The sequence below is a fragment of the Amycolatopsis oliviviridis genome (assembly GCF_014654365.1).
GTDB lineage: Bacteria > Actinomycetota > Actinomycetes > Mycobacteriales > Pseudonocardiaceae > Amycolatopsis > Amycolatopsis oliviviridis.
In genome coordinates this window covers 419,353-446,067 of sequence record NZ_BNAY01000004.1, presented here as the reverse complement: position 1 = coordinate 446,067, position 26,715 = coordinate 419,353, and the positions used below count along the sequence as shown (strand labels likewise).

Genomic DNA, 26,715 nt, shown 5'->3' with positions numbered 1-26,715 from the left:
TGGTCAGGACACAGTCTTACCCAACCGCCGGAAACCGTCGACGCCAGGCGCGGTCTCCGCGTAGCCGGCCCGGTCGAAGAGCGCGGCCGACGCCGCGTTGTCCTCGTGCACGGCGGCCACGACGACCCGCACCCGGTGACCGGCGGTGAAGGCTCGCTCGCCCTCCGCCAGAACAAGGCCCGACAACCCGCGGCCCCGGCTTTCCGGGGCGAGGGTGATGCTGACCTCCCAGACACCCTCGTCCTCACGATCGAACCGGACGGTGCCGACCGGGACCCCGTCGAGTTCGACGACGTACAGCACCCTCTCGGTCGATGCGAGCACGCCACGCAGCCAGGCCGAATGCTCGTCGAGTGTGATCACGCCGGTCGAGCGGGACGCCTGACGGGTACGAGGGTCGTTCCGCCAGGCGAGCAGCAACCCGGCGTCGGCCTCCGTGGCCTCGCGAGCCAGCACGGGATTACTGGGTCTGCTCGATGGTGTCGCGCTGACGGTCCTCGATCCGGCGCAGCCGGTCCTCGTACCGGGCGATCCCGGCGAGCCGGACCCGGATCTGGGCGTGCTGGCGCTGGATCTCCTGGATCAGGCTGCGTGCCTCGGCCAGTTCGGGCTTGTCGGCGTGCACCGGCAGCGAAAGCGACTCGCGCAGGTCCTCCAGCTGGGCCTCCTGGGCCGCGACGCTCGGGATCAGGCGGTCCAGCTCGGCGCGGGTCCAGCGCAGGTCGCCGCGCGCGTGCTCGAGACCGCTCTCGGCGCCGTCGAGCCTGCGGCGGTGGTCCGCGGTGGCGTGTTCGAGGTCGTTGACGCGCCCGTTGAGGTCGCGGAGCCGCTCGTCGATCCGGAAGTCGATGAGCCGGGCGATCCGGCCGATCACGCCGCTGCGGAGTTTCTGCACTGCCATGGGGTGGTTCCTTACTCGGGGTGAGCTGGGCTGCGGTTCAGCGCAGGAGTTCGGTTTCGCCGGTCTTCGTCCAGGAGTCCAGGAGCCTGCCCTCGGCGGCGATCCGGTGCTCCGGCCCGACGATGCAGGAGTCGCCGGCGGCGTGCTCCCAGTGGGTCTGGGCCGGGTCGTCGATGAACGAGAACCCGGACAGGACCAGCGTGGCGTGCGGGAAGGAGGTGCGCGCGATCCAGGCGGCCAGCGTCCCGGTCGTCGACCACAGGCCCTCTTCGCGGCTCGGCAGGCCGAGCGCATCGGAGAGCGGCAGGACGACCTCGCGGTTCGGCACCGGCACGTAGCCGAGGTCACCCGGCCACCAGCCCGGGATGTCTTCGGGCTCCCAGTGCATCCGCCCCGGCTCGACCAGCAGGTAGAGCCGTTTGCGGTAGTCGCGGAAGACGTGTTTGGTGGCGCGGACGGCGCGGTTGAACACGACGACGTGCACCCGGCTGCCGACCGTCTCGGGGCCGCCCGGCTCGTCGACCACGAAGCCGTTGACCCTGATCACGAGGTCGCAGGCGTCGATGGCCTTCGCCCGGCGAGGGTCCGGCGGCAGTGGCTGGTTCCCGACCACGGCCACCGAACGGGGCTCCGGCCGGTCGGCGTATGCGGCGAGCAGATTGACCATCAGGCTCGCGTCGCCGAGTGCAGCAGTCATGAGGGCAGAAAATACCAGCACACGCACCGCGTTCGGGTGCGAAGCCGACGGTAGCTTTCCGTGGTCGGGACGGGGTGTCCCAGCCACCATCGGCCCCATCGGTACCCTCGTTCCCGTGCATGCCACCAGCACGGTTCACGCCCCCGACGGTGCTGCGCCGACCTCGGTTCCGCCGATTTCGGACAGCAAGACCTTTTCGCGGGCGTTCGCCGACATCAAGACCGGGTTCGCCGCCAAAGAGCTGTGGGGACACCTCGGCTGGCAGGACATCAAGCAGCGCTATCGCCGCTCGGTGATCGGCCCGTTCTGGATCACGATCAGCCAGGGTGTCATCGCGCTGGGCCTGGGACTCCTGTACTCACAGTTGTTCCACATGCCGACGGCGACCTTCCTGCCCTACATCAGCACCGGGTTCATCATCTGGGGCTTCATCAGCGGCTGCCTGTCCGAGGGCATGGAGACGTTCATCTCCAACGAGGGGCTGATCAAACAGCTCCCGGCGCCGCTGTCGGTCTACGTGCTGCGGACGGTGTGGCGCCAGACCCTGATGCTCATGCACAACCTGATCGTCTACGTGATCGTCGTCGCGATCTTCTTCACCGCGCTCAACCATCCGTACTCGCTCAACACCGGCAACTGCGATCCGGGCTTCTCCGGCATCTGCCACCCCGGCATCGGCTGGTACTCGCTCACCGCGATCCCCGGCTTCTTCATGCTCGCGCTCAACGCCGGCTGGGTCACCCTGCTGCTGGGCATCATCTCGACCCGCTACCGCGACATCCCGCAGGTGATCAGCTCGATCATCCAGCTGCTGTTCTACATGACGCCGATCGTGTGGCCGGTCGACCAGCTGATGGCGGGCGGCGCCAGGGTCGACACCTCATGGGCGCTGCCGTTCGTCCACGGCAACCCGTTGTTCCACTTCATCCAGATCGTGCGCGCACCGCTGATCGGGCAGGAAGTCAGCATCAACAGCTGGTACGTGGTGATCGGCTTCACCGTCGTCGGCTGGATCCTCGCGCTGGTCGCGATGCGCAATTACCGTTCCCGCGTCTCTTATTGGGTGTGACAGATGGTCAGCATTGATGTGCACAACGCCTACGTCGACTTCCCCATTTTCGACGCGAAGACCCGCTCCATGAAGAAGAAGGTGCTGGGCAAGGTCGGTGGCAAGATCGGCACCGAGACCAAGGTGCCGATCATCGAAGCCCTGCACGACGTGACGCTCCAGCTGAAGGAGGGCGACCGCGTCGGCCTGGTCGGTCACAACGGCGCCGGGAAGTCGACGCTGCTGCGGCTGCTGTCCGGGATCTACGAGCCCACCCGCGGTTCGGCGCGGATCTCCGGCAAGATCGCGCCGGTCTTCGACCTCGGCATCGGCATGGACCCGGAGATCTCCGGGCTGGAGAACATCATCATCCGCGGCCTGTTCCTCGGGATGACCGCGAAGCAGATGGAAGCCCGCGTCGACGACATCGCGGAGTTCACCGAGCTCGGTGACTACCTGCAGATGCCGCTGCGGACGTACTCGACCGGTATGCGGGTGCGCCTCGCGCTGGGCGTGGTCACCTCGATCGACCCGGAGATCCTGATCCTCGACGAGGGCATCGGCGCGGTCGACGCGGCGTTCCTCAATAAGGCGAAGGACCGGCTGAAGGCCCTGGTGAAGCGGTCGGGCATCCTGGTGTTCGCCAGCCACTCGGACGAATTCCTCTTCGAGCTTTGCGATTCCGCGATCTGGATGGACGAGGGACACGTCAAGCAGCGCGGTTCGCTGCGCGACGTGCTCACCGGCTACAAGGGACGCGACCCGTTCGAGAACATGAGCAAGGAGACGCTGGAGCGCTTCGGCATCGAGCCGGAGACGGTGTCGACGACGAACGGCGGCCAAGGATGACCAGCGAGACCCGGCAGTTGCCCGAAGGCGCCGTCGTCGGCGTCGTCGTCACGCGCCATCGGCGGGAACTGCTCGCGGACTCGCTCAAGGTGATCGCCGCGCAGACGCGGCCGGTCGACCATCTCGTGGTGGTCGACAACGGGCCGGACAAGTCGGCTCGGGACATCGTCGAGAACTACCCGCTCCCCTTCACGTACCTGCCTTCGCACCGCAATCTCGGTGGCGCGGGCGGGTTCGCGCTCGGCATGCTGCACGCGCTCTCGCTGGGCGCGGACTGGGTCTGGCTGGCCGACGACGACGGCCGCCCGGCCGACGAGAACGTCCTCGCGATCCTGCTGGACGAGGCCGAAAAGCGGGGTCTGGCCGAGATCTCCCCCGTGGTGTCCAACATCGACGCGCCCGACAAGCTCGCGTTCCCGTTGCGGCGCGGGCTGACCTGGAAGCGGTCGTCGTCGGAACTGGGTGTCGACTTCCTGCCCGGCATCGCCTCGCTGATGAACGGCGCACTGTTCCGCGCGTCCACTTTGGACGTCGTCGGCGTGCCGGATCTGCGGCTGTTCTTCCGCGGCGACGAGGTCGAACTGCACCGGCGCCTGGCGCGTTCGGGGCTGCCGTTCGGCACCTCGCTCAAGACCGCGTACCTGCACCCGGACGGCTCGGACGAGTTCAAGCCGATGCTGGGCGGCCGGTTCCACGCGCAGGACCCGGAGAACGAGGTCAAGCGCTACTACACCTACCGCAACCGCGGCTACCTGCTCTCGCAGCCGGGCATGCGCAAGATCGGCGCGCTCGAAGTGGTGCGGTTCGGGCTGTACTTCGTCGGGGTGAAGCGGGACCCGAAGGCTTTCCTGCAGTGGCTGAAGCTGGTGCGCCAGGGCCGCAAGGAGAAGTTCTACCGCTACTGAGAGCCACAAAGGACCGAGAGTGGTCACCCTTGTGGGCGAGGAGACTCGCCGACAAGGGTGGCCATTTTTTTGTCGCACTACTCACGGCAACCTAAGTCGTCCTTCGGTCGTATTCCCGGAGACTGACCTTGCGCAAGGTCCAGACCCTTGGGGGATTTGCTCGTGGATACGACCCTGCTCGCTCCGGAAACGCCGGAAGCGAGACCCAGCCTCGGACTCAGACGTCGGTTCGACTGGAATTTCGTCAGCATCGGGCTGGTCGTGACGCTGTTCGCGGTGATCGCGTGGAACCGAAGATGGGTGTGTGACGATGGACTGATCGTGCTGCGGACCGTGCAGAACCTCTTGGACGGCAACGGTCCGACCTTCAACGCCGGTGAACGTGTCGAAGCGAACACCAGCACGCTCTGGACGTACATCGTCGCACTCGTCGGCTTCTTCGGCATAAGGCTCGAATGGGCGGCCGTCATCCTCGGGCTGCTCTTCGCGGTCGCCGGGATGGCGCTCGGCCTCGACGGCGCTCGCCGTCTGCACCCCTCGAAACTGATCGTTCCGGCCGGGGCACTCCTGCTCCTCGGCCTCTCGCCGTTCTGGGACTTCGCGACGTCGGGTCTCGAAACCGGCCTCGTCACCTGCTGGCTCGCGGGTGTGTGGTGGCTCCTGGTCCGCCACGCCACCCGTCCTGACACGCGACCGTGGGCCACGGTCTTCCTTCTCGGGCTCGGCCCGCTGGTCCGCCCCGAATTCGCACTGGTGACGGTGCTCGGGGGCGTCGCCTTGCTCATCATCGCCAAGCCGGGCTGGAAACGCGCCCTGCTCTGGATTCCCGTGGCCGGCGCTCTGCCGGTCGGCTATCAGATCTTCCGGATGGGCTACTACGGCCTGATCACGCCGAACACGGCGCTGGCGAAGGAAGCCTCGAAGGCCCGCTGGGACCGCGGCTTCTACTACATCGCCGACCTGCTCGACCCGTACCTGCTGGCGATCCCGCTGCTCACGCTGGTGGTCATCGCGGCGTTGGTGCTCCGGAAGCTGCCGCGTGCGACGACCGTCGTGGTCGTGCTGCCCGTCATCGCCGCGCTCTGCCTGCTCTTCTACGTCACCCGCGTCGGCGGTGACTACATGCACGGCCGCATGCTGCTTCCTCCGCTCTTGCTGCTGCTTCTCCCGGTGCTCGCCGTGCCGCTCAGCAAGTGGACCGCTGTGCCGCTGCTGGTGCTCGGGGTCTGGGCGCTGGTGAGCGGGGGCTGGTTGCGGGCGCCCTCGGCGGTCAACCACAAGATCGGCGCCCACTCCATCACCGATTCCCGCGTCTTCTGGCTCGACACCACGGGCAAGGCCCATCCGATCCTGGCCGAGGACGCCGCTCAAGTCCCCGGCTATCTGCCGGAACTGGCCGAGGCGAGGGCGGGCAAGGAGGGGCCTGTCGTCGCGGTGTCGCTCGGCCATCGATGGCTCGTCGTACCGGCACGGGAAGGGACCGTGGTCTCGTCTCCCGGCGCGCTCGGCTTCCCCGGCATGCTGCTGCCCTACGACACCAAGGTGGTCGACGACCTCGGGTTGGCGAGTCCGCTGGCGTCGCATTCGCTCTCGATCAAGGGCTGGCCGATGGGGCACGACAAGCTGCTCTCGGTCGCCTGGACCCTCGCGGACGCCGGCCGGGGTACTCCGGAAGAGCTGGCCGCGGCGACCGGCGGCGTGGTGGACGCGGAGGAGATCGCCTCCGCGAGGCGTTCCCTCGCGCGGCCCGAGATCCAGGAAATGCTGGCTTCGGTGCGAGCGCCGCTGACCGGAAGCCGATTCTGGGAGAACCTGGTGCACGCGGTCGGCCGGTCCGGTCTGCGCTACGACCGCAACCCGTACATCGCACAACACGGGCGCTGACCAGGAACGCATAAAGGCCCTTTCCTGCGCCACGCGCGGGAAAGGGCCTTTACGCTCGCGTCTTATTCGCCGATGACCGGCGGCGCGGTGCGCATGTCGGTGCCGAAGACCTCGTCCGGGTCGCCCTCGACGAGGTACGTCGGCCGCTGGTGCTCGGTGTCCTCGTCCCCGTCCGACTGCTGACCACGGCCACCCATGCCGCCGCCCATACCCGGGCCGCCACGGCCGGCGGCGCCACCGCCGAGACCGCCCATCCCGCGTCCCGCCGCGGCTTCGGCCGCGCCGACACCGCCGGGCCGGGCCGCGCCGGACGCCGAACCCGAACCGGGCGTGGAGCCCGAACCGCCACCGGGCCCGAAGCCGCTGCCGCCACCACTGCGGCCGCCTCGGCCGTTGTACTCCGAGTCGCCCATGCCGCCGCCCATCATGGGCGGCGCCATCGGCATCGGGCTGATCGGCATCGCGGTGTTGTTGTTGGGGCCGGGCGTGGTGATCGGCGCCGGGCCGTTCTGGAAGCCGGACGGCGTCGTGCTCGACGGGATGCTGCCCGAACCCGTGCTGCTGCCGGGACCGGGGATGTGGCCGGTGCCACCGCCGCCCCCGCCTCCGCCACCACCATTGCCGCCACCGCCGTTGCCCGGCGGGATGTAGGTGTTGCCGGGGTTGTTGCCGTGGCCGGGCTGGCCGTCACCGGGGTTTCGGGCTCCGGGCGGCACCTCGTAAGGCATCGGCCGGTTGATTTCACCCTCGCCGTCGACACCGAACTTGGGTGGCTCGGCGAACACCGGCTGCTTCGACGCGGCGTCGTAGAGAGCCTTGTCGTAGGAGTGCATCGCGGTGGCCGCTTCCCGATGCGCGTCCTGGCTCTGCTGCTGCTTCTGGATGGACTCTTCGATGTTGCCACCCAGGTTGAACGGGTTCGACGTCATCCAGCCGCCGACCTCGTCCTTCCAGCTGAAGGGGATCGGCGCGGGCATCGTGTTCTTCACGTGCGAAGCCGCGGTGCCCTGGTCGTAGATCGTCTCGGACGCGAGCTTCGCGTTCTGGGAGTTCGCGTCGGACCACTTGCTGAGGCTCTTGAAGTAGCCCTTCGCGTTACCCGCCGCGTCGCCGTCCCAGGTGCCTTCCGAAGCTTTGACCGCTTCGGTCATCGTGGTCGAGAACGTTTCGAAGGCCTTGTGGATGTCGTGGTACGCGGTGGAGACCTGGGTGACCTGCTCGACGTTCAAGTCGTTCTTGATGAACTGCTCGAGCTTCTCGTGGTCGTAACCCTGGTAGTCCGCGTTCGACGGCTCCAGTCCTTCGACGAACTTGACGTCGCCGCTCTTGGTGAGGTCGTCGACGTTCTGGTCGCCGACCTCTTTGGACTGCTGCCGGGCCTTGCCGGAGGCGATGAACTCCTGGACGGCGCCGAACAGCCAGGAGTCGGGGTTGACGCCCTCGTCCGCCTTCTGCTGGAAGTAGGCGTCCCGAGCTGCGGGCGAGAGTTTAGAGACTTCCTGCTGGCTCAGATCCGGTGTCTTGATGGTCATCTGATCCCCCTTACGCCTTGGGCAGCTTCGGTTCGACGGTGTCGGCGACCTTCTCGGCGATTCCGCAGGCCTTTTCCGGATCGGTGGACACCGAGACCACGTCCACCCGGGCCGAACCACTCACCTCGAGGGCCATCACGCACGCCTCGGGCGGGGTCGGGACGAGCACGGCCTTGCGGCCGTTCACGTTGCCGCTGGTCTTGCCGTTGCCCGCGTCGGACACGGAGTCGAGGCCCTGGGAGTCACGGATGCCCACGCTCACGGTCAGGCTCTCGTCGCTGGCGCTGGCCCGCTCGCGGGCGAACCGGCAGACACGAGCTCCGCCGGCCTCGTCCTTCTCAGGGGCCTTGAAGGTTCCGTAAGACGTGAGATCGGCCTGCGCGAGCAGCGAGCACGGATCGATCGAGGCGGTGTCCGCGCCACCGGTGGTCGGCGCGGAGCTGGAGGCCTGCGACTGCGGGGCCGAGGAAGGCGCGGTGAGCGCGGGCGTGGGCACACCCGGCTTTTCGCCAGAGCAACCGGCGACCACCAGAGCGGCCGCGGCGAGCGGCAACAGAAAGAGCTTCTTCATCATCCCTGAGCCTGGATCTTCTTGGTGGCGTCGATCGCGCGGTCTTCGACTCCCTTGTACAGCCCAGCGGCCCTGGCCAGCGCCTCATCGGCGTCCTTGACCACCTGACTGAGCTGCTGGAGCACGACAGCGGCGGACCCCGCCGCCTCCGAAGCGCCCTTCTGGTCGTGCGAGGCGACGGCCTGGCCGTACGGGTGGCTGCCGAGTTTCGGCGCCTGCCGGAGGTACACGGTCCTGTCCTTGAGCTTTTCGAGATGATCGGTCATCTCGTTCAAGGCCTTGCGGAGCGGTTCCACGCCTTTTTCGGTGATCGTGAAGCCGCCGCTCTTGGCGGCCGAGACCAGCTTCTGGGTCTCGGCGCTGACCTTGGCGATCGCCTCCTGGTTCAGCCCGCCCTTTTCGACATAGTTGGCGGCCGCCGCCCCCAAAGCGGCGATCGAGTAGTTCGGTGCCGCCTGTCCGCCGTCCGCTTCGAAAGCCATCGTCCGCCCCACTGCATCGTCTGCTCGCCCGTGCGTACCGCCCGGCAGTCTACTAGCCGAGCACTCAGCGCAACGAGGATCGCGCGGATTCGCCGATCATCGCAGTACGCTCCTGAACTGTGACGAAACGGGCGTCATCCCGGTTCCCGACGGTTCAGAACTGGCCTTCGAGCTGGGTGTACAGCTGCTGCGCGATCCTCGCGTTGTCGGCGGGAGCGTAGGTCAGCCAGCTTTGCCCGTCGGCCGCCTGGCGCGAGGTCATCATGAACCGGCCGGCTTCGGTGTCGAACCACGCCAGCGGCGGGAAGGCCTGGCCGCCGCGGATGAACACACTGAACTGGCCCACGCGCGTCTTCGGCTTCTCGAAGATCCGCTCCACCTGCCGCTGCTGCGGGTTCGAGCCGTGAGAGCGGGGTCCCGTGACCTGGGCGAAGGGGTCGTACGCGTCGTCGTTGCGAGGACGCTTCGGGGCACTCGCCGGCTTCGCGATGGTGACGGACTGGCCGGGACCGGCGGGGGTCAGCGGCAGCAGGTCCACGATCGACGCGACGATCGCGGTCGGCCTGGTCTCCTCGAACACGAGCAGGTTCTCGTCCTGGCGCACGATGACCGCGAACTGGCCGTTCGTCGCGGACCTCGCGAACAGCTGCTTGTCCTTGTCCATCTGCGCGACCGCCCAGACGGCGAGCTGCGGATTGACGAACGTGGCGAGCGCGAGTTCGACGTCGGCGTCGAGCCTGCCGCCGCGCATCATGCCGCGGCCTTCGAGGTCGCGGAAGACGGCTTCACGCACCATCGCGCGCTGGTCGGTCGTGGTGCCGATGTGCGGGATCTCGAACGGGACCGGCGCCGGGCCGAGCCGGCCGTGTTCGAGCAGGATGTCCACCGCCGCCAGCGACAACGAGAACGAATGCGGCATCGCCATTTCCCCCCGCGGGTGTCTGGTTCGTCGGGATGAACGTAGTCCACGGACCCGGTACGCCCGCAGCGAACCCGCTTGCCGGGCCGTGATCGGTGCTGGTGCCATGGATTCATGGCAGACCAGAAACCCGCGCTCGTACTCCATCTCGCCGCCGGCGGGGAACCGCTCCTCTTCGCCCTCACGAAGGAAGAAACCGAGCGGCTGACCAAGGATCTCTCGCATTTCGTCCGCACCGGCTCGGTCCAGTCGATCCAGACGAAGGACGACTCGGAGGTGGCGATCAACTTCTCCCACGTCGCCGCCGCCTACATCGACGACCTGAACCGCAAGACCCGGGTGTTCGGGCTCCACTAGTCCGCTAGTCGCGGGAGAACAGCTCCAGGAGTCCCGACTTGATCTCCGGACGGCTGGCGGCGACGAGCAGGAAGGCGGCTTCCCGGACGAGCCGCTGGGGGTGTCGTCCGGCGAGGACCGACGTGCTGCCGTTGGCCGCGACCAGCGCGCCGGCGGCACGGAACGCGAGTTCCGCGCCGGCCGCCCGGGCCGCGGGCAGGGACGGCGGGTCGGCGAGGCCCGCGTCGAGGCGCCCGCGGACGACGTCGATCTCGGCCCTGATCCCGGCGGCGACCTCGCCCTTTCCGAGGTCCTCGACGAGCCTGGCGGCGCGGGTGGCCAGGCCGAGCGGGGCACAGCCGTTGAGGCGGGAGGGGAAGGTGTTGCCCGCGACGAACTCCGCGTGCGGGGTCTTCCCGTAGACACGGTCGTCGGCGACGAAGTAGCGGGTGAAGCCGAGGTGCACGGTGGACGTGCCCTGCGCCGCGACGAGGTCGAGCGGCTGGACCTCCATTCCCGCCGCGGGCACCGCGTCGACGGCCGCGCCGATGACGGTGTCGCCGTCCCGGGCGCACAGCTGGAGCAGGTCGACGACGCCCCAGCCGCTGACGAACGGGGCCTCGCCGTCGAGCAGGTAGCCGCCCTCGACGCGTTCCGCGCGCAGCCTGGGCGGGGTCGGGATCACCGCGGCGAACGCGGCGCCCGCCTTGAGCTCACCCTTGATCAGCGCCGGGAGGTAGCGTTCGCGCAGGTCCGCGCGGTCGGTGGCGGACAGCGCGGCGACCAGGCCATGGTGCTGGACCCAGGTGAACATCGTGCTGAGGCAGCCGCCCGCCAGGGCTTCGAGGACTCCGACGATCGTCGGGAGGTCGATGCCGGGGCCGCCGGCCTCCTTGGGCGCGGCGAGGCCGTAGAAGCCTTCGGCGGCGAGGGCGTCGAAGTGACTTGAAGGCACTTCGCCCTTGAGGTCGACTTCGGCGGCGGCCGGGAAGAGAAGGTCATCGGCGAGGGCTTGGGCTCTGGCGACCGGATCCGTCATGCAAGTAAGGCTACCCTAACCTCTCCTCGCCGTGGGGTTCTGGCCCAGATGTCATGAAAGGGCCGTTCAAGACGAAAAACGTCCTGAACGGCCCTTTCATGACACTCTCTGGAGCGAGGCGGGGCTACAGCTCGTAGAGCCGCTTCCAGTTGTCCCGCGACGTCAGTTCGGGCATGGAGCGCTTGTACTGCTCCTGCACCGCCGCGCCTTCCTTACGGAGCCGCTGGATGACCTTGGCGCCGCGACGGGCCAGGTCGAACATCTTCGCGCGGTCGTACGAGCGGACCCGCACGCCTTCCTGCGAAGCGTCCGTGACGACGGCCGTGTCGAAGGTCGCGACGTGCCACCAGTGGGCCTCGTCGATCGGGATCGCGCCGAGCGAGTGACGGCTGCGGCCGAGCACCCGGTCGAGGATCCGCTTGATCAGCACCAGGCGCTGCATGCTGGGCCGCGGCGCGCTGTTGATGATGCCGATGTCGTTCGACGCGATACCCGGGACGTCGGTGGCCTTGTGCCGCTTGGTCTCGGGGTACTCGTCGCGGATCCGGCGGATCTCCTTCATCGCCGCGACACCACCGTCACGCAGGACCTCCGGCCCTTCGAGGAAGTCCTCGACGGCCTTGATCAGCGTGGCGGACAGGCCGTACTGCATGCCGAGCAGGTACCGGACCAGCTGCGCGATGAGCACGCGCGAGAGCAGGTTCAGGTTGAACGGCGAGTGCAGCGCGGCGGTGATGATCGAGTTCCGCAGGTTGAAGTAGCGGTGCCACTCGTCCCAGTCCTTCCAGTGGAAGTCGGCGTGCCAGACGCCGGCGCCCGGAAGGGTGACCGTGGGGAAGCCGTGCGCGCGGGCGCGGTAGGAGTACTCCGCGTCGTCCCACTGGAAGAAGAACGGCAGCGGGTAGCCCGTGGCCTTGACGACCTCGTACGGGATCAGGCACGACCACCAGCCGTTGTACCCGGCGTCGAGGCGGCGTTCCTGGCGGTTCGGCTTGAGGGTCTCCTCATCGACGCCGAGCAGGTCGGCGGTCGAGAGCGAGTGCGGGACCGGCTGGCCGGGCTCCAGCGTGTTCAGCCGGGCGTACTCGGCGCCGACGTGCAGCTGGTTCGGGTGCAGCAGGTTCAGCATCTGCCCGCCGACGATGACCGGGTTGACCGTGCGGTTGGAGAACGCGGTCATCCGGATCACCAGATCCGGCTCCAGCAGCACGTCGTCGTCCATGAACAGGACGTTCGCGTGCTCGGTCTCGGTGTGCCCGGCGACCTCGTAGAGGCCGCGGGTGAACCCGCCGGCGCCGCCGAGGTTCGGCTGCTTGATGTAGTGCAGCTTGTCGCCGAGGTCCTTCGCGACCTGCTCGAAGCCGTCGCGCGTCTCGACGCGGTCGGTGCCCTGGTCGGCGACGTAGATCGCGTCGAGCGTCTCCAGCGAGGAGACGTCGGCGGCGAGCGCCTGCAGGTTCGACAGGCAGTCGTCGGCGCGGTTCATCGTGCAGATGGTCACCGCGGTCGGGCGGATCTTCTCCGGCGCCTCGACCGTCCAGCGGACCTTCTCGACACGCAGCGACTGACCGCCCTCGGTTTCGAGGTCGAGCCAGAGCGCGCCGCCGTCGTAGAACTTGTCGAGCTTCGCGGTGAGCGTCACCTTCTGCTGCTTCGCGCCCGCGACGAGCTCGGCGGCGACCACCCGCGAGTCACCCTCGAGGTCGGAAGCGCCGACGGAAAGCTGGCCGTCGCCGGTGACGACGGCCTCGACCTGGACCTCGGTCACGTCGGTCCAGCGCTGCCAGTAGCTCGCGGGGAAGCGCCCGAAATAGGTGTTGCCGGACACCTTCGACGCCGGCTCGATGGCGATGCCCGCGCGCTCGCGCACGGCACTGCCCCATTCGAGCTCGGCGTAGAGGTCCTTGCTGACGATGGGGGCCGGGCCGGCGTAAAGCCCGCGCTGCGCGGTGAGACGGCCCTGCGGGGTGCGTTCCGCGAAGCGGGTGTCGTCGATAGTGCTCACCATGGCGCTCGGGGCCTCTCCGGTGACGGCGGCTTTACCGGGCATGAATCCTCAGTTCTCCTCTGTGCTTGACACGGGGCTTGACACGACTGAGCGGGGCTCACGGAAGACGACCCACTTGAGCATGACGAAGTTGATCACGGTCGCGGTTGCCTGCGAAACGACCCAGCCGAAGGTGGCCTTCCAGGCCGAGTCCGGCAGGACGTGCAGCATCGTGCGGTTGACGCCGACGGCGACGAGGAACGTCACGGCGTACAGGAGTACGAAGCTACCGATCTGACGTGCGCCTTCCTGGCGTCCACCGGCGAAGGTGAACTTGCGGTTCAGGAAGAACGCGGTCGTGGTGCCCACGATGAAGCTGAGCGCGCGGGCGATGTCCACCCACGGCGTCGCGTCCATCCCGAGGGCGCGGAGCCCCTGGTAGACGCCGAAATCGACCAGGGCGCAGAAGCCGCCGATGAGGCCGAAGCGGATGAGCTGCCCGAGCAGCCCAGGGGAGGACGGCGCTGCTGCCGTCGCACCGGCTTTCGGGTCGGTCGCCACCACTGCTCTACCTCATAAACTGCTGGGGCTGATGCGCAAAGTGTAGAAGCGAGCACTTCAGGGTCACGTTCCGGGCAGTGTTCGGCGTGGTTACCCTGGTCGCGTGACCCAAGCACCCAAGACACAGCGGCAGTCGCTCATGGGCTGGGCAAGGACGTCGCCGACCATCGCGGACGTCCTGAGCACCCCCGACGTGGAGGCCATCGCCAAGGCGGTGACCCGGGCCGGGGAGCGCGGGGTCATCGCGCGCGGGCTCGGCCGGTCCTACGGCGACCCGGCGCAGAACGCGGGCGGCCTGGTCGTCGACATGACCGTGCTGGACCGCATCCACTCGATCGACCCGGACTCCGGCATCGTCGACCTCGACGCCGGGGTCAGCCTCGACAAGCTGATGCGCGAGGGCCTGCCGTACGGCCTGTGGGTCCCGGTGCTGCCGGGCACGCGCCAGGTGACCATCGGCGGCGCGATCGCCAACGACATCCACGGCAAGAACCACCACTCGGCCGGCAGCTTCGGCAATCACGTGGTGTCGCTGGACCTCATCACCGCCGACGGGCAGGTGCGCACGATCACGCCGGACGGCCCCGAGGCGGAGCTGTTCTGGGCGACCGTGGCCGGTATCGGCCTGACCGGCATCATCGTCCGGGCCAAGATCCGGATGACCAAGACGGAGACGGCCTACTTCAAGGCCGACATCCAGCGCACGGCGAACCTCGACGAGACCCTCGCGCTGGTCACCGACGGTTCCGAGGACAACTACACGTACTCGTCCGGCTGGTTCGACTCGATCTCCAGGGGCGCGAAGCTCGGCCGCGCCGCCTTCCAGCGCGGCTCGCTCGCGAAGCTGGACGAACTGCCGCCCAAGCTGCGCGCGGACCCGCTCCGGTTCAACCCGGGAACCCTGGCCACCCTGCCGGACATCTTCCCGAACGGGCTGGCGAACAAGCTGTCGTTCTCCATGGTCGGCGAGCTGTACTACCGCAAGACCGCGAAGAACGCGCGCGACCAGATCCAGAGCCTGACCGCCTTCTACCACCCGCTGGATCTCTTCGGCGAGTGGAACCGCGCGTACGGCACCAACGGCTTCCTGCAGTACCAGTTCAGCACGCCGCTGAACGCGCACGAGCCGCTGCGCCGGATCATCCAGAAGGTCGCCGACTCCGGGCACGTGTCGTTCCTCAACGTGTTCAAGCAGATGGGCGAGGGCAACGCGGCGCCGCTGTCGTTCCCGCACCCCGGCTGGATGGTCTGCCTCGACTTCCCGATCAAGGACGGGCTGAGCCGGTTCTGCCAGGAGCTCGACGAAGACGTGCTCGCGCTCGGCGGCCGTCTGTACACGGCGAAGGACTCCCGCACCTCCGCGGAGAACTTCGCGAAGATGTACCCGCGTCTCGAGGAATGGCGCAAGGTCCGCGCTTCCGTTGACCCCGAAGGCGTTTTCGCCTCTGACATGTCCCGAAGGTTGGAACTGTGATCGACGCTGTGGGCAACCCCCAGTCCCTGCTGCTGCTCGGCGGCACCTCCGACATCGCGCTCGCGATCGCGGAGAAGTACCTGTCCGAGAAGCCGCTCCGGGTCGTGCTCGCCGGGCGTCAGTCGCCCCGGCTCGACGCGGCCGCGCAGCGCCTGAAGGACAAGGGCGCCGAAGTGTCCACCGTGGACTTCGACGCCAAGGCGCTCGACACGCACCCGGCCGTGCTGGACAAGGCTTTCGAGGGGGGCGACATCGACGTCGCCGTCGTCGCGTTCGGTCTGCTCGGCGACCAGGAAGAGCTGTGGCAGGACCACGCGAAGGCCGTCGAGGCGGCGACCGTGAACTACACGGCCGCGGTTTCGGTGGGCGTCGCACTGTCCGAAAAGCTCAAGAAGCAGGGCCACGGCAAGGTCATCGCGCTGTCGTCGGTCGCCGGTGAGCGCGTCCGCCGGTCGAACTTCGTCTACGGCTCCTCCAAGGCCGGTTTCGACGGCTTCTACCTTGGCCTCGGCGAGGCGCTGGCCGAGTTCGGCGTGCAGATCACGGTCGTCCGCTCGGGCCAGGTCCGGACCAAGATGACCGAAGGCATGAAGGACGCCCCGCTGACGGTCGACGTCGAGCAGGTCGCCGAGACCGCGGTCGCCGCCTCGCGCGCCGGCAAGGAACTGGTGTGGTCGCCCGCGCCGTTCCGCCTGGTGATGTCGGCCCTGCGGCACATCCCGAGGCCGATCTTCCGCAAACTCCCGATCTAGGGAACGCCCCCGCCGCCGCTGTCGTCTCAACCCGTGCACGGACCGGGAAGGGTCCCCCTTCCGTCACGGGTTGAGAGGAATCGATGGCTGACCAGGAAGCCAGGCTCGACGCGGCCATCCGGTCGTTTCAGGAGCAGGCCGCCAAAGCCGCGGAACTGAAGGACAAGATCGCCGGGCTGCGCGGATCCGCGCGCAACGCCGACGGCTCGGTGACGGTGACCGTCGCCCCGTCCGGCGCGCTGCTCGGACTCCAGCTGTCCCCCAAGGCGATGAACCGCACGCACACCGCGCTGCAACAGGACATCCTGAACGCGATCAGAGAAGCCACGCAGCAGGCGGCGGCCGCGATGCAGCAGACCGTCCAGCCGATCCTCGGCGATCGCGCGGAGCAGTTCAAAGAGGCGTTCAACGCCCACGTCGAACCGATCGGGCCGAGTACTCCCCCGCCCGCGGAATCCCTCGCCGGACCGGCCGCGCCCGTTCAGCAGCAGCCTGTCCGCACCCAGCGTCCGACGCGCCCCGCTCCCGCCGAGGACGACGACTTCGGCGGCCCGATCCTGCGGAGGGACTCATGACCGGCTTCGGCGTCCAGACGGAAGCGCTCACCGCGCACTCCACGGGGTCCAAAGAGGCGTCGGGGAACTTCGGCAGCCTCGCGAGCCTGCTGGAGCAGGCCAGGGTCTCCGACGACTGCTTCGGCCCGCTCGGCGAGCTGATGGCGTTCAAGTACTTCGAGGGCCTGCAGGAATGCCAGGACCTCGCCGAGCAGGCGAAGTCCTTCATGGACCAGATCGCCGACAAGACCACCACCGCGGCGAAGACCTACACCGAGCACAACCAGGGCACCGCCGAGGTCATCACCGGGCTCGGCGCCGGACTGGACGACGGCGGCAGCGGCCCCGGCAGCCTGAGCGATCTCAACAGCGCGGGCGACTCCGGCCGCAAGGGGTTCTGGGAGCAGAACGGCGGCTACGGCAGTTCTTGGCTCAGCACGTCCTCCGAGGTCGCCAGGGCCAGCAGCCCGCCGGACGTCGCGATCGCGGCCGTGCACGCGCGGATGGAACAGCTCCAGCTCGTGATGAGCCCCGGTCAGTCCTTTTTGGACAACGGACTCGGCTTCCTGATCGGGATCGTGATCAGCCCGCTGGTCGAGCTGGTGCTGGAACCCGCGATCGGCGACCCCGAGCAGATGCGCAGCACCGCCAAGGGCTGGGAGCAGACGGCGAAGTGGCTCGACGGCGTCGCCGAGCACGAGCAGAAGCGCGCCGACGGCACCAAGGAGGCCTGGAAGGGCGACGCGGGCGACGCGTTCCGCGGCCAGATGACCGAGTTCTCGGGCGGCGCCAAGGCGTTCGCGAACGACGTCCGCGGGCTGCAGCAGATCCTGGAGATCGCCGCCGACCTGTTCGACGCGTTCGTCGAGATCGTCATCGACATCATCCAGGAACTGGTGATGGGCCTGATCATCGAGTGGCTGGCCGCGCTGGCCGCCTCGTGGATCACGGCGGGCGCCTCGGTCGGCGCGGCGGGCGCGGCCACGGCCGGTCAGGTCGCGGTGACCGGCGGGCGGCTCGGGATGAAGGTCAAGCAGCTGCTCGGCAAGCTCAAGCCGTTGATCGACAAGCTCGAAGACATCCTGAAGATGCTCCGCAACGGGCCGCTCAAGAAGGTCGTCGAGCGCACCGAAGGCCTGCGTGACGGCAACTGGCTGCAGAAGCGGCTGGCCGACCAGATCGACAAGAACCCGCTCGCCAAGATCGTCACGAAGGCCAACCCGACGACCGGGGCCTCCAAGACGGCCAACAAGTTCGCGGACCGGTTCGGCGTCGGCGGCGAGGGCTCGGACGCGCTCACCACGAACCTCACCGAGGCCGGGCTGCGCGCGATGGGCATGAGCGGGACGACCAGCTTCGGCAAGGCCGCTTTCCGCGGCAGTGTCGGTAACCTGACGGAGCTGGGCGTCGAGCAAGGCGTCAAGGCCGGCTATCACGAGTCGCAGGATTCGTCGTCCGAGGAAGAGCGCCGCGCGGCGACCGACAGAGGGTTCACGATCGAAGAATGAATCTCGGCTACCCGCTCGGGGCGGCGTCGCAGGCCCTGCCTTCGCTGGATCCGGGCGAACGGTTGCTGTGGGCCGCGTACGGCCGCACGCTGAACTACGACGTACGCGGCCTCGATCCCTGGGGTGTCCCGAAGAAGAGCGTGCTGGGCAAGATCGGCTCGGGCGCGGCGAACTTCGCCGGTGACATGGTCGGCGCCGCACTGGGCGGTGGCGACGACGGCGGCGCGTCGAATCCGCCGTCACCACAGGTCATCGTGCTCGGCGAACAGGGCGGCATCGCGCACGCGGCGGTGCGGGAGCTGTCCACCAGCGGCTCGCTTTCGCGGCTGTGGGCGCTGACCAGCACGCGGCTGCTGGTGCTGGAGAAGTTCGTCCCGCCGCCGGAGCCGGAGAAACCCGCCGCGGAGAAGTCGTTCATGTCGAAGGCGATCGGCTTCGGCAAGGGCGTGGTGAAGACCGGCAAGGACATCGCCGCGATCATGACCACGAAGACCTACGGCGAGAACGCCGAGGGCGTCCCGATCGCGCGGCACGAGATGGTGCCGCGCGCCGGGATCCCGCGAGACCGGATCGCCGGTTTCGCGGTGGCCGAGCACGGCAAGAAACGGCGCCCGTGTCTTCGTGCGTCCTTTGTGGATGGTTCGGGGATGGATTTTCTCTTCGACTGCGACGATCCGCGGCAGTTCGCGTGGCTGTACTCGGTGACGGTGAGCTGATGGAGAACACCCTTCCGATCGCGAAGTCCGTCGACGAGATCGTCGAACGGGAGCTGCACCAGTTCTGGCTCGCGCCCGGCGAACGCCTGATCGTCGGCTGTCCGCCCGCGCACGGGTACGTCGGCCTGCTGCTGGGCGGCGAACTCACGCTGCCCTATGAGCCGTCGCGGGAAACCCCTGTGGTGACGGGGAAAACGCGGTGGCCGCTGCCCGCGCCGGACGTCCTCGAAGGCGACTGGACCGACGACCCGACGATCGCCTACTGGGTCGTCGCGCATTCGATGGAGCAGACCGCCGCGCGGCTCGCGGACCATCTCGCCGGCGGTCACGGCGAGGCGCGGCTGACGCTGTCCGACCGGCGGCTGGCCGTCGTGTACCCGGCGAAAATGCTGGAGGGCGAGGAAACCGACCCGTCCCGGCCGTTCCGGACCTTCGAGGAGATGCCGTCGGGCGTCGTGCGTTCGGTGACCGCGCTGTACCTGGGGCGGAGTTTCCCGGCGCGGCCGGTGCTCCAGTTCGTCTTCGCCGACGGGTCCGTGGTCTACCAGCGGGACCTGCTGGCGGTCACGCGGGCCGACCGCGCCCGCTCACGCCGCTGACCTCACGCGTTTCGTCCTCTGAATGCGGTAGTTGACAGCACGAATTACCGCATTCAGAGGACGAAATGCGGAAGTCGGCGAGCGGGGGGCTAGCGGGCCGGGAGCAGGTAGAGGCTCTGGGTGCCCATCCACGGCGAGTGGATCGTCCAGGTCGCCAGCGCGTTCGACGGTGGTTTCCGGCCGGTGGCCAGCATCAGGTCCGGGGTCGCGGGCGGGACGCTGTGGTCGAAGAACCGGAAGTTCGCCGCCAGCAGCGCCTTGCCGAGTTCGCTGCTGCGGTTCTTCGTCTCGATGATCGCCGGGTCGACCGAGCCGCGGTCGGAGAATTGGTCGACGATGTCGCAATCGCAGGCGTAGGCGAGTGCGCCGACCTCTCCCGCGCTCTCCACCTTGCGTCCCTTGGTCAGTTCGGCCAGTTGTGAGCCGATCTGCCGGTATTCGTCGGACGCCGCGTGGTTGCTGGTGATGGGCGCGAACCGGCGCGGCAGTTCGGGGGTCGCGTAGGCGAAAGCGCTCACGAGCAGGAACGCCCCGGCGAAGGCTCCCGCGCCGAGCCGGGCCCTGCCGGGGACCGCGCAAGCGGCGGCGGCGAGGAAGACCGTCGCGCCGGTGATGCTCGGCGCGTAGTACCAGTGGTACGGCGGGACGTTCAGCCAGCAGTAGGCCAGGTAGTGCGTCGCGCCGGCGATCGCGAGGGTCGCGAACGGCACCAAGCGCTTCGCCCGTTCCGAACCGCGCCGGTAGTGGAACGTCCACAGCAGACCGGCGAGCCCGCCGAGCACGAGCGGCAGGAAGGAAAGGGTCGCCGCCAGCGGGAAGTTGCGCCAGTACAGCAGCGGGCCGTTGGTGAAGCTGAACGGTCCCCACGAACGCTGCATGATCTTGATGACCAGGGTGTCCGGCACCGCCGAACCCAGCACCAGCCAGCTGAACCCGAACCACGGCAGCATCACCGCGAGCGCGGCGAACGTCATGCGCCAGATGCCCTCCCAGAACTCGCGGCGCGCGAGGAACAGCACGAACGCGATCAGCAGCAGGTCGATCCGGATCAGCGCGATCAGGCCGATCACCGCGCCCGCGGCGGCGGGACGGCGTTCGTGCAGCAGCACCATCAGCCAGACGACGGCCGCCGTGCCGAGGGCGACTTCGAGGCCGACCGACGACAGCAGCAGCGGGTTCACCAGCAGCAGGCCCAGCGCCAGCGGGGCGAACCCGCCGGGAAGACCGGTCGCGGCGCCGATCCGGCGCAGGCCGAGGACGAGCACCACCTGGCTCGCGACGAAGACGATCCCGGCGGCGAAGACGGCGTCACGGACGATGAAGGTGACCAGGCCCAGCACGAGGACGTTCAGCGGCGACGTCGCGGTGTTGGCGGTGCCGTCCTCGATCAGGCCCCAATGGCCGTGGAAGGCGAGGTTCTTCGCATACGACAGCGTGATGTACGTGTCGTCGATCAAATGCCCGCTGACCAGCACGAACACCAGGGCCGAAGCGACCGCCGCCCCGGCTGGCAGCACCCAGGGGCGGGCGAGGACGGCGGCTACCGGCAGCGCACCGGAGGCCTGGGGTAGTTCTGCGGAGGCGCTTCGCATCACGAGTACGGTACACGGTGCCGTGATGATTCCGTTATCTACCCTCCGTGGGACCCGTCACGCGTGACGGTCCCACAGAAGGATGATCTTCAGTTCCCGTCGTGACGCTGGCCGCGGTCACCGGGGCCGCCGCGGAAGTCCCGGAAGTCGCGGTGCGCACCGGGACCGTCCTGACCACGGTGTTCACGGGAAATCCCCGGCCGGTCGTCGTGCCTGCCGACGGCGAGACCGACGGCGGTGCCGATGACCCCGCCGCCGAGGATGAAGCCGAGCAGACCGACCGCGGCCAATTGCGTCGCGCGGTGCCCGGCGAAGCGACGGAATCCGCCCTTCTTGGGCGGGGCCTGCTGAACGGGGACCCAGCCGGGCGGCGGCCCGGCAGGAGCGGCGGCGGGGGTTTCGGACGGCGTCTCGGCGGTCTCGGCAGGGGGTTCGACCGGCTTCTTCGCGGTCTCGTCACCGACGGCCGGTTGCTCGACCGTCTTGTCCTCGTCTCCGGACGGCCGCTGGGGGTCGTTCATCTTCGCTCCTAGGTCGATGGGAGCGGGCGCGGTGCCCGCTCCCATCACCGAGGATGCGTGCGCAACCTGTGGATGCGCTGTGCCGGAGCTGTCGAATCAGAGATAGAACGACAGGAACAGCGTGACCACCCAGCTCGCGCCGAGCACCTGGAGCACGCGGTCCTTGAGCGCGATCTCCTCCGGCTCGCCCGCGTTGCCGCCGTCGACGTCGACGGCGTAGCGCAGGACGGCGACCACGAACGGGACCATCGAGACGACCGCCCAGACCGAGTCGTGCTCGACCTGGCGGATCTCGAACGCCCACAGGCAGTACGACATGATCAGGATCGCCGCGGACGTCGCCCAGACGAACCGCAGGTAGCTCGCCGAGTACTTCTTGAGCGAAGACCGGATCTTCGCTCCGGTGCGCTCGAAGAGCATGATCTCGGCGTAGCGCTTGCCCGCCACCATGAACAGCGAGCCGAACGCGGTGACCAGCAGGAACCACTGCGAAAGCGCGATGCCCGCGGCCACACCACCGGCGATCGACCGCATCAGGAAGCCCGAGCCGACGATGGCCAGGTCGACCACCGGCTGGTGCTTGAGCCCGAAGCAGTAGCCGAGCTGGACGGCCTCGTAGACCGCCAGCACGACCGCGAGCTGCCAGCTGGCGAAGAACGAGATGCCGAGACCGAGGGCGAAGAACACCACCGCCGAGACGTAGGCCACCGGGACCGGCACGATCCCGGCCGCGATCGGCCGGTTCCGCTTGGTCGGGTGCGCCTTGTCGGCCTCGACGTCGACCGCGTCGTTGATGAGATAGACCGAGGAGGCCACCAGCGAGAACGCCGCGAAGGCGATCAGCGCGGCGATCAGCAGGCCGGTCCGGTCCGTCGACTTCGAAAAGGCGAAGAACGGTGCGGCGAACACCAGCACGTTCTTCACCCACTGACGCGGGCGTGCCGTCTTGATGATGCCGCCGACGAGACCGCCGGCGACCTTCTTCGGTTCGGCGGCCTCGGCCACGGGTTCTACGTCGTCAGGCTTGGAATCGGCCTTCTCGGTCGTTTCACTCATCGTCGCTTCAGCTTCCTACGTATCAAGCCGCCGACTACGCCCCCAAGGGCCGCTCCGGCCAGAACGTCGGTCGGGTAGTGGACGCCGAGCACGAGCCGGGAGGCCAGCATCGGCGGTACCAGGGCCGGGACCAGGTTACGCCCGGTCAATCCGGAGTAGAGCACCGCCGCCGCCGTAGTCGAGGTCGCGTGCGAGGACGGGAAGCTCAGCTTGCTCGGCGTGGAGACCAGGACCTCGACGCTCGGATGGTCCGGTCGTGGCCGCCTGACCACCCGCTTCACCGCGATCGACGCGGCGTGCGCGCCGACCACTCCGGCCGCCGCGACCAGCCAATCCTTGCGGCGCTTCTTGTCGACGGCCGCCCCGACGAGGCCCAGCGCGAACCATCCCGCGCTGTGCTCGCCGAAGTGCGAAAGACCTCGCGCAGCCTTGACCGTGATGTCGCTCTTCAGGACGGCCTGGGCTTTGGACAGGACGGCGACCTCATTTTTTGGGGGGTCCAGGGGGGCTTGCCCCCCGGCTGGGGTCTGGGGCTTGGCCCCAGAAGACTCAAGCTCAAGCATCGAGGGACCCGTCCAGAGGCGCGCCATCGGTCAGGTGCGGCGCGATCTTGTTGTCGAACGCGGACAGCGCCGAGCCGATGGCCATGTGCATGTCGAGGTACTTGTAGGTACCGAGACGGCCGCCGAACAGCACGTTCTTGTCCCTGGCCTCGGCCTTCGCCAGCTCGCGGTAGGCCTCGAGCTTCTCGCGGTTCTCCGGGGTGTTGATCGGGTAGTACGGCTCGTCGGCCTCGCCGGCGAAGCGCGAGTACTCGCGGAACACGACCGTCTTGTCGTTCGGGTAGTGCTTGCGCTCCGGGTGGAAGTGCCGGAACTCGATGATCCGGGTGTAGGGCACTTCTTCGTCGTTGTAGTTGACCACCGAGGTGCCCTGGAAGTCGCCCGTCTCGACGACCTCGGATTCGAAGTCCACCGTGCGCCAGCTGAAGCGGCCCGCGGAGTAGTCGAAGTAGCGGTCCAGCGGACCGGTGTAGACGGTCGGGGTGCCGGCGGGGATGTGCTCGCGGACGTCGAAGTAGTCGACGTTCAGCCGCACCTCGATGTTCTCGTGCTCGGCCATCTTCTCCAGCCACGCGGTGTAGCCGTTGAGCGGCAGGCCCTCGTAGGTGTCGTTGAAGTACCGGTTGTCGAAGGTGTAGCGGACCGGGAGCCGGGTGATGATGTCGGCGCCGAGGTTCTTCGGGTCGTTCTCCCACTGCTTGGCCGTGTAGGCCCGGATGAACGCCTCGTAGAGCGGGCGGCCGATCAGCGAGATCGCCTTCTCTTCGAGGTTCTGCGCGTTCGCGGTCTCGAACTCCGACGCCTGCTTGGCGATCAGCTCGCGGGCCTCGTCCGGCGTGTGGGACTTGCCGAAGAACTGGTTGATCAGCGCCAGGTTCATCGGCAGCGGGTAGACCTGCCCCTGGTACTTGCCGAACACCCGGTGCTGGTAGTTCGTGAACTCGGTGAAGCGGTTGACGTACTCCCACACGCGCTTGTTCGAGGTGTGGAACAGGTGCGCACCGTAGCGGTGCACCTCGATCCCGGTCTCCGGCTCGGCTTCGGAGTAGGCGTTGCCACCGATGTGATGGCGCCGCTCCAGCACGAGGACCTTCTTGCCGAGCTCGGCCGCGGCCCGTTCGGCCACGGTCAGCCCGAAGAATCCGGACCCGACCACGATGAGGTCGTAGCCGGCGAAATCGGCTTCAGTAATCTTGTCGGGGTTCGTGTGCGCGCTCACGGGCGTCGAGGGTACGCAGGTCACCTCCGTGCCCTGCACCGAGCACCGGTTTTCACCTTCGACAGACACATTTAGGAAGCAGTGCCTACTCCGGACACCTTCTGGTCGTACTTCGGTGCGACCATCACGTACCTCGCCGTGCTGGCGGTCCCCGGCGGACTCGTCGGCCGTGCCGCCGGCCTGCGCGGCTGGGCCCTGGCGGGGCTGGCCCCGCTGTTGTCCTACACGGTAACCGGGCTGGCCGGTCCGTGGCTGGCACTCGCTGGCGTGTCGTACAACCCCCTCACCGTGGCGGCCGTCACGGCCGTGCTCGCCGGGATCGGGTTCGGCCTCCGCAAGCTGGGGCAGAGCCGAGGCTGGATCAAGCCGGGCGCCGAAGAGCCGCCGACGAAGTGGCACCCGCGAGCGCACTACGCCGTCGCCGCCTGTGTCGCGCTCGCCGTGGGAATCTCGATCCTCGTGGTGCTCTCGGCCCGCGGCGGGACGACGGCGGTGTTCCAGCGCTGGGACACCGTGTTCCACGCGAACGGCATCCGCTACATCGCCGAGACCGGCGACGGCTCGCTGACCGGCATGGGCACCATCAACTGGTACCCGGACGGCTCGTTCTACCCGAACGCGTATCACCTGGTCGGCTCGCTCGTGTACTCGATCTCGGGCACGACGATCCCGGTCACGCTGAACGCCATCACCATGCCGGTCGCCGGGATCTTCGCGCTGTCGATGGTCGCCCTGATCCGCCAGCTCGGCGGGCGCGCGGTGTTCGCGGGCTGCACCGCCCTGGTGGCCGCCGCGGCGACCACCGGCGCGTACGAGTCGGTGTCCAGCGGGCTGCTGCCGTTCGCGCTGGGGATCGTGCTGACGCCGCTGGCCGTGGTCGCGCTGGCCCGGTTCCTCGCGCGGCCCGGTCTCGACACCGGCTACGTGCTCGCGCTGACCGCCGTCGGACTGCTGGCGGCGCACTCGTCGGCGCTGTTCGGCGCGCTGCTGTTCGCGTTCCCGCTGGTGGTGCAGCGCTGGTACCGCGCGCTGCGGCGCAAACCGCTCGACGGCGTGCCGGAGGGCCGCGGCGGCTGGCGGGTCATCGGCGGCGACGTCGTCAAGATGGTGCCGGTGATGGTCGGCAGCGGGCTGCTCGCGGCGCCGCACATCCTGGGCGCCCTGAAATTCACTTCGGGTTCATACCCTTATTACGCGTGGGGCTCGCAGCTGCCGGTGCTGAAGTCGCTGGGGCTGCTGGTGACCTTCCGGCAGGTGCTGAGCGCCCCGCAGGTGTGGCTGACGGTGCTGCTGGCCATCGGTGCGCTGAGCCTGTTCCGGCTCGGCCGGATGCGCTGGGTGGGGCTTTCGGCGATCGGCTTCTCGGCGCTGTTCGTGCTGGTCGCGTCGTTCGGCGCGGAGCCGTGGGTGATCTCGCTGTCCCGGCCGTGGTGGAACGACCGGTACCGCCTGATGGCACTCGCCGCGATCCCGCTGTGCCTGCTGGCCGGGCACGGGATGGCGGAGCTGCAGCGCTGGTTCGCGAAATGGGCGAGCGGGCGGTCCTGGGTGAAAAGCCGTCCCGCGCTGCCCGCCCGGCTCGGGCTGGCGACCGCCGTGTTCGTCGTGGCCGCGTCGGCCGTGCTGACCAAGGGCTTCTACACCGAGTCGAACGCGCACGCGGTGTCGTTCCTGTACTACAACGGGCCCGAGGGCGAGGTCACTCCGCCGGTCAGCGCCGACGAGCTGGCGGCGATGGAGCAGCTGACCAAGATGAACATCGGACCGGACGAGAAGGTGCTCAACGAGCGCTTCGACGGGACGGCGTGGCTGTACGCGATCACCGGCATCCACCCGGTCGCCGGGCACTACGACCCGGGCGTGCCGCCGCCGGACGCGAAGTATCTGGCGCTGCACTTCCGGGACTACGACACCGACCCCGAGGTGCAGGCCGCGGTGAAGCGGCTGAACATCAAGCATGTGCTGATCGGGAGCACGCCGATCAAGATCGGTGAGCTGCCGGCGCCGGGGCTGCGGGATCTGGACGGGCTGAACTTCCTGAGGAAGGACTTCAGCAACGCGGGCGCCTCGATCTACACCCTGACCCGCTGACCCGCTCCCTTCGCCCACTCCCCACGTGCAATGAAGGGGCCTTTCATAGCAAAATTTGCTATGAAAGGCCCCTTCATTGCATCCGGGACCAGGTCAGACTCAGCCGAACGGGTCTCCCCAAGGGCGCCCCGCGCCCGACGGAGACTTCACCGTCGCGCGCCCTCTTTCGGCCGAAGGCCACGGAAACATTTTGCGGGGCGCCTACCCCGAAACCGCGAGCTCCACAGCAGTCCAGCGCCCCGCGAAATTTTTCCGTCAGCGCGCGATTAAAAGACACAGCTCGCGTGGTCGCGGACTGCCCCTGCCGCGACCACGCGAGCCTCAGTCCCCCATTCACCCCCGGGGTGACCCATGAGGGG

Annotated in this window: 27 protein-coding genes; 12 read left to right on the top strand and 15 right to left on the bottom strand. The window is 68.4% G+C overall.

Features of this window, described 5'->3' with window-relative positions; translation table 11 throughout:
• Positions 1-3 precede the first annotated feature (3 nt).
• From IE302_RS19920 to IE302_RS19910, 3 genes are read right to left on the bottom strand one after another with little or no spacing between them, the layout of a single operon-like run.
• Positions 4-456, bottom strand: a complete 453-nt coding sequence (locus IE302_RS19920) for a GNAT family N-acetyltransferase (RefSeq protein ID WP_191255997.1) — start codon at positions 454-456, stop codon at positions 4-6.
• 4 nt (positions 457-460) lie between these two features.
• Positions 461-901 (bottom strand): hypothetical protein, encoded by a 441-nt coding sequence (locus tag IE302_RS19915; protein ID WP_191255996.1) that lies wholly within the window; start codon positions 899-901, stop codon positions 461-463.
• A gap of 37 nt (positions 902-938) precedes the next feature.
• Complete coding sequence (locus IE302_RS19910; protein ID WP_038507558.1) at positions 939-1,568, bottom strand: glycosyltransferase family 29 protein; 630 nt, start codon at positions 1,566-1,568, stop codon at positions 939-941.
• Positions 1,569-1,713: 145 nt separating this feature from the next.
• On the opposite strand from IE302_RS19910, the gene wzm reads away from it, so the two are divergent.
• From wzm to IE302_RS19890, 4 genes are all read left to right on the top strand, one after another.
• Positions 1,714-2,667, top strand: a complete 954-nt coding sequence (wzm, locus tag IE302_RS19905) for a galactan export ABC transporter permease subunit Wzm/RfbD (protein ID WP_191255995.1) — start codon at positions 1,714-1,716, stop codon at positions 2,665-2,667.
• A 3-nt stretch (positions 2,668-2,670) separates the two neighbouring features.
• On the top strand, positions 2,671-3,495 hold the full coding sequence (gene wzt, locus IE302_RS19900) for a galactan export ABC transporter ATP-binding subunit Wzt/RfbE (protein WP_191255994.1): 825 nt from the start codon (positions 2,671-2,673) through the stop codon (positions 3,493-3,495).
• Positions 3,492-4,400, top strand: a complete 909-nt coding sequence (glfT1, locus tag IE302_RS19895; protein ID WP_191255993.1) for a galactofuranosyltransferase GlfT1 — start codon at positions 3,492-3,494, stop codon at positions 4,398-4,400. Before wzt ends, glfT1 begins: the two co-directional genes overlap by 4 nt.
• Positions 4,401-4,562: 162 nt before the next feature.
• Positions 4,563-6,284 (top strand): arabinofuranosyltransferase AftB family protein, encoded by a 1,722-nt coding sequence (locus IE302_RS19890; RefSeq protein ID WP_229907856.1) that lies wholly within the window; start codon positions 4,563-4,565, stop codon positions 6,282-6,284.
• Positions 6,285-6,346: 62 nt separating this feature from the next.
• On the opposite strand, the gene IE302_RS19885 is transcribed toward IE302_RS19890, so the two are convergent.
• The 4 genes from IE302_RS19885 to IE302_RS19870 all read right to left on the bottom strand — a co-directional run bounded on the left by IE302_RS19885 (position 6,347) and on the right by IE302_RS19870 (position 9,788).
• Positions 6,347-7,816 (bottom strand): hypothetical protein, encoded by a 1,470-nt coding sequence (locus IE302_RS19885; protein WP_191255992.1) that lies wholly within the window; start codon positions 7,814-7,816, stop codon positions 6,347-6,349.
• A 10-nt stretch (positions 7,817-7,826) separates the two neighbouring features.
• A complete protein-coding gene (locus tag IE302_RS19880; protein WP_191255991.1) occupies positions 7,827-8,387 on the bottom strand; it encodes a DUF3558 family protein in 561 nt (186 codons plus the stop codon).
• Complete coding sequence (locus IE302_RS19875; protein ID WP_229907855.1) at positions 8,387-8,869, bottom strand: hypothetical protein; 483 nt, start codon at positions 8,867-8,869, stop codon at positions 8,387-8,389. The genes IE302_RS19880 and IE302_RS19875 overlap by 1 nt, the downstream gene beginning before the upstream one ends.
• 154 nt (positions 8,870-9,023) lie before the next feature.
• Complete coding sequence (locus tag IE302_RS19870; RefSeq protein WP_191255989.1) at positions 9,024-9,788, bottom strand: ESX secretion-associated protein EspG; 765 nt, start codon at positions 9,786-9,788, stop codon at positions 9,024-9,026.
• Positions 9,789-9,902: 114 nt separating this feature from the next.
• Here IE302_RS19870 and IE302_RS19865 point away from each other — a divergent pair, with 114 nt between their 5' ends.
• Positions 9,903-10,145, top strand: coding sequence for a hypothetical protein (locus IE302_RS19865; RefSeq protein WP_191255988.1), 243 nt, complete (start codon positions 9,903-9,905; stop codon positions 10,143-10,145).
• 4 nt (positions 10,146-10,149) lie between these two features.
• Here IE302_RS19865 and IE302_RS19860 read toward each other — a convergent pair whose 3' ends face one another.
• The 3 genes from IE302_RS19860 to IE302_RS19850 form a co-directional block, all read right to left on the bottom strand.
• On the bottom strand, positions 10,150-11,163 hold the full coding sequence (locus IE302_RS19860) for an acyl-CoA dehydrogenase family protein (RefSeq protein ID WP_191255987.1): 1,014 nt from the start codon (positions 11,161-11,163) through the stop codon (positions 10,150-10,152).
• A 124-nt stretch (positions 11,164-11,287) separates the two neighbouring features.
• Entirely contained in the window at positions 11,288-13,213 is a 1,926-nt protein-coding gene (locus tag IE302_RS19855) for a glycosyltransferase (protein ID WP_191255986.1), read from the bottom strand.
• Between the two features lie 6 nt (positions 13,214-13,219).
• On the bottom strand, positions 13,220-13,714 hold the full coding sequence (locus IE302_RS19850; protein WP_191255985.1) for a GtrA family protein: 495 nt from the start codon (positions 13,712-13,714) through the stop codon (positions 13,220-13,222).
• A gap of 100 nt (positions 13,715-13,814) precedes the next feature.
• Between IE302_RS19850 and dprE1 the strand changes: the two genes are divergently transcribed.
• The 6 genes from dprE1 to IE302_RS19820 all read left to right on the top strand — a co-directional run bounded on the left by dprE1 (position 13,815) and on the right by IE302_RS19820 (position 19,314).
• Complete coding sequence (gene dprE1, locus IE302_RS19845; protein ID WP_308436895.1) at positions 13,815-15,185, top strand: decaprenylphosphoryl-beta-D-ribose oxidase; 1,371 nt, start codon at positions 13,815-13,817, stop codon at positions 15,183-15,185.
• Positions 15,182-15,937, top strand: a complete 756-nt coding sequence (gene dprE2, locus IE302_RS19840) for a decaprenylphospho-beta-D-erythro-pentofuranosid-2-ulose 2-reductase (RefSeq protein WP_191255984.1) — start codon at positions 15,182-15,184, stop codon at positions 15,935-15,937. The genes dprE1 and dprE2 overlap by 4 nt, the downstream gene beginning before the upstream one ends.
• An 83-nt stretch (positions 15,938-16,020) precedes the next feature.
• The gene (locus IE302_RS19835; protein WP_191255983.1) at positions 16,021-16,512 is read left to right on the top strand and encodes a YbaB/EbfC family nucleoid-associated protein; all 492 of its coding nucleotides are present in this window, start codon (positions 16,021-16,023) and stop codon (positions 16,510-16,512) included.
• The gene (locus IE302_RS19830) at positions 16,509-17,999 is read left to right on the top strand and encodes a WXG100 family type VII secretion target (protein ID WP_191255982.1); all 1,491 of its coding nucleotides are present in this window, start codon (positions 16,509-16,511) and stop codon (positions 17,997-17,999) included. Before IE302_RS19835 ends, IE302_RS19830 begins: the two co-directional genes overlap by 4 nt.
• The gene (locus tag IE302_RS19825; RefSeq protein ID WP_191255981.1) at positions 17,996-18,715 is read left to right on the top strand and encodes a hypothetical protein; all 720 of its coding nucleotides are present in this window, start codon (positions 17,996-17,998) and stop codon (positions 18,713-18,715) included. The genes IE302_RS19830 and IE302_RS19825 overlap by 4 nt, the downstream gene beginning before the upstream one ends.
• The gene (locus IE302_RS19820) at positions 18,715-19,314 is read left to right on the top strand and encodes a hypothetical protein (RefSeq protein ID WP_191255980.1); all 600 of its coding nucleotides are present in this window, start codon (positions 18,715-18,717) and stop codon (positions 19,312-19,314) included. Before IE302_RS19825 ends, IE302_RS19820 begins: the two co-directional genes overlap by 1 nt.
• 89 nt (positions 19,315-19,403) lie before the next feature.
• Here IE302_RS19820 and IE302_RS19815 read toward each other — a convergent pair whose 3' ends face one another.
• The 5 genes from IE302_RS19815 to glf form a co-directional block, all read right to left on the bottom strand.
• Entirely contained in the window at positions 19,404-20,906 is a 1,503-nt protein-coding gene (locus tag IE302_RS19815; RefSeq protein WP_191255979.1) for a hypothetical protein, read from the bottom strand.
• An 89-nt stretch (positions 20,907-20,995) separates the two neighbouring features.
• Positions 20,996-21,427 (bottom strand): hypothetical protein, encoded by a 432-nt coding sequence (locus IE302_RS19810; RefSeq protein ID WP_191255978.1) that lies wholly within the window; start codon positions 21,425-21,427, stop codon positions 20,996-20,998.
• Positions 21,428-21,523: 96 nt separating this feature from the next.
• Positions 21,524-22,483 (bottom strand): decaprenyl-phosphate phosphoribosyltransferase, encoded by a 960-nt coding sequence (locus tag IE302_RS19805; RefSeq protein WP_191255977.1) that lies wholly within the window; start codon positions 22,481-22,483, stop codon positions 21,524-21,526.
• Positions 22,480-23,046, bottom strand: coding sequence for a phosphatase PAP2 family protein (locus IE302_RS19800; RefSeq protein WP_229907854.1), 567 nt, complete (start codon positions 23,044-23,046; stop codon positions 22,480-22,482). The genes IE302_RS19805 and IE302_RS19800 overlap by 4 nt, the downstream gene beginning before the upstream one ends.
• Entirely contained in the window at positions 23,039-24,265 is a 1,227-nt protein-coding gene (glf, locus tag IE302_RS19795; RefSeq protein WP_191255976.1) for a UDP-galactopyranose mutase, read from the bottom strand. The genes IE302_RS19800 and glf overlap by 8 nt, the downstream gene beginning before the upstream one ends.
• 81 nt (positions 24,266-24,346) lie before the next feature.
• Between glf and IE302_RS19790 the strand changes: the two genes are divergently transcribed.
• Positions 24,347-26,356 (top strand): DUF6541 family protein, encoded by a 2,010-nt coding sequence (locus IE302_RS19790; protein WP_191255975.1) that lies wholly within the window; start codon positions 24,347-24,349, stop codon positions 26,354-26,356.
• Positions 26,357-26,715: the final 359 nt, after the last annotated feature.

Excerpts from the sequence above, each read along its gene's own strand:
- IE302_RS19800 (WP_229907854.1), bottom strand. The coding sequence starts at position 23,046 with ATGCTTGAGCTTGAGTCTTCTGGGGCCAAGCCCCAGACCCCAGCCGGG.
- IE302_RS19820 (WP_191255980.1), top strand. The coding sequence starts at position 18,715 with ATGGAGAACACCCTTCCGATCGCGAAGTCCGTCGACGAGATCGTCGAA.
- IE302_RS19810 (WP_191255978.1), bottom strand. The coding sequence starts at position 21,427 with ATGAACGACCCCCAGCGGCCGTCCGGAGACGAGGACAAGACGGTCGAG.
- IE302_RS19870 (WP_191255989.1), bottom strand. The coding sequence starts at position 9,788 with ATGCCGCATTCGTTCTCGTTGTCGCTGGCGGCGGTGGACATCCTGCTC.
- IE302_RS19885 (WP_191255992.1), bottom strand. The coding sequence starts at position 7,816 with ATGACCATCAAGACACCGGATCTGAGCCAGCAGGAAGTCTCTAAACTC.
- IE302_RS19830 (WP_191255982.1), top strand. The coding sequence starts at position 16,509 with ATGACCGGCTTCGGCGTCCAGACGGAAGCGCTCACCGCGCACTCCACG.
- IE302_RS19805 (WP_191255977.1), bottom strand. The coding sequence starts at position 22,483 with ATGAGTGAAACGACCGAGAAGGCCGATTCCAAGCCTGACGACGTAGAA.
- IE302_RS19915 (WP_191255996.1), bottom strand. The coding sequence starts at position 901 with ATGGCAGTGCAGAAACTCCGCAGCGGCGTGATCGGCCGGATCGCCCGG.
- glfT1 (WP_191255993.1), top strand. The coding sequence starts at position 3,492 with ATGACCAGCGAGACCCGGCAGTTGCCCGAAGGCGCCGTCGTCGGCGTC.
- IE302_RS19875 (WP_229907855.1), bottom strand. The coding sequence starts at position 8,869 with ATGGCTTTCGAAGCGGACGGCGGACAGGCGGCACCGAACTACTCGATC.
- IE302_RS19825 (WP_191255981.1), top strand. The coding sequence starts at position 17,996 with ATGAATCTCGGCTACCCGCTCGGGGCGGCGTCGCAGGCCCTGCCTTCG.
- IE302_RS19865 (WP_191255988.1), top strand. The coding sequence starts at position 9,903 with ATGGCAGACCAGAAACCCGCGCTCGTACTCCATCTCGCCGCCGGCGGG.
- IE302_RS19880 (WP_191255991.1), bottom strand. The coding sequence starts at position 8,387 with ATGAAGAAGCTCTTTCTGTTGCCGCTCGCCGCGGCCGCTCTGGTGGTC.
- wzt (WP_191255994.1), top strand. The coding sequence starts at position 2,671 with ATGGTCAGCATTGATGTGCACAACGCCTACGTCGACTTCCCCATTTTC.
- IE302_RS19855 (WP_191255986.1), bottom strand. The coding sequence starts at position 13,213 with ATGCCCGGTAAAGCCGCCGTCACCGGAGAGGCCCCGAGCGCCATGGTG.
- IE302_RS19910 (WP_038507558.1), bottom strand. The coding sequence starts at position 1,568 with ATGGTCAATCTGCTCGCCGCATACGCCGACCGGCCGGAGCCCCGTTCG.
- IE302_RS19860 (WP_191255987.1), bottom strand. The coding sequence starts at position 11,163 with ATGACGGATCCGGTCGCCAGAGCCCAAGCCCTCGCCGATGACCTTCTC.
- IE302_RS19835 (WP_191255983.1), top strand. The coding sequence starts at position 16,021 with ATGGCTGACCAGGAAGCCAGGCTCGACGCGGCCATCCGGTCGTTTCAG.
- IE302_RS19815 (WP_191255979.1), bottom strand. The coding sequence starts at position 20,906 with ATGCGAAGCGCCTCCGCAGAACTACCCCAGGCCTCCGGTGCGCTGCCG.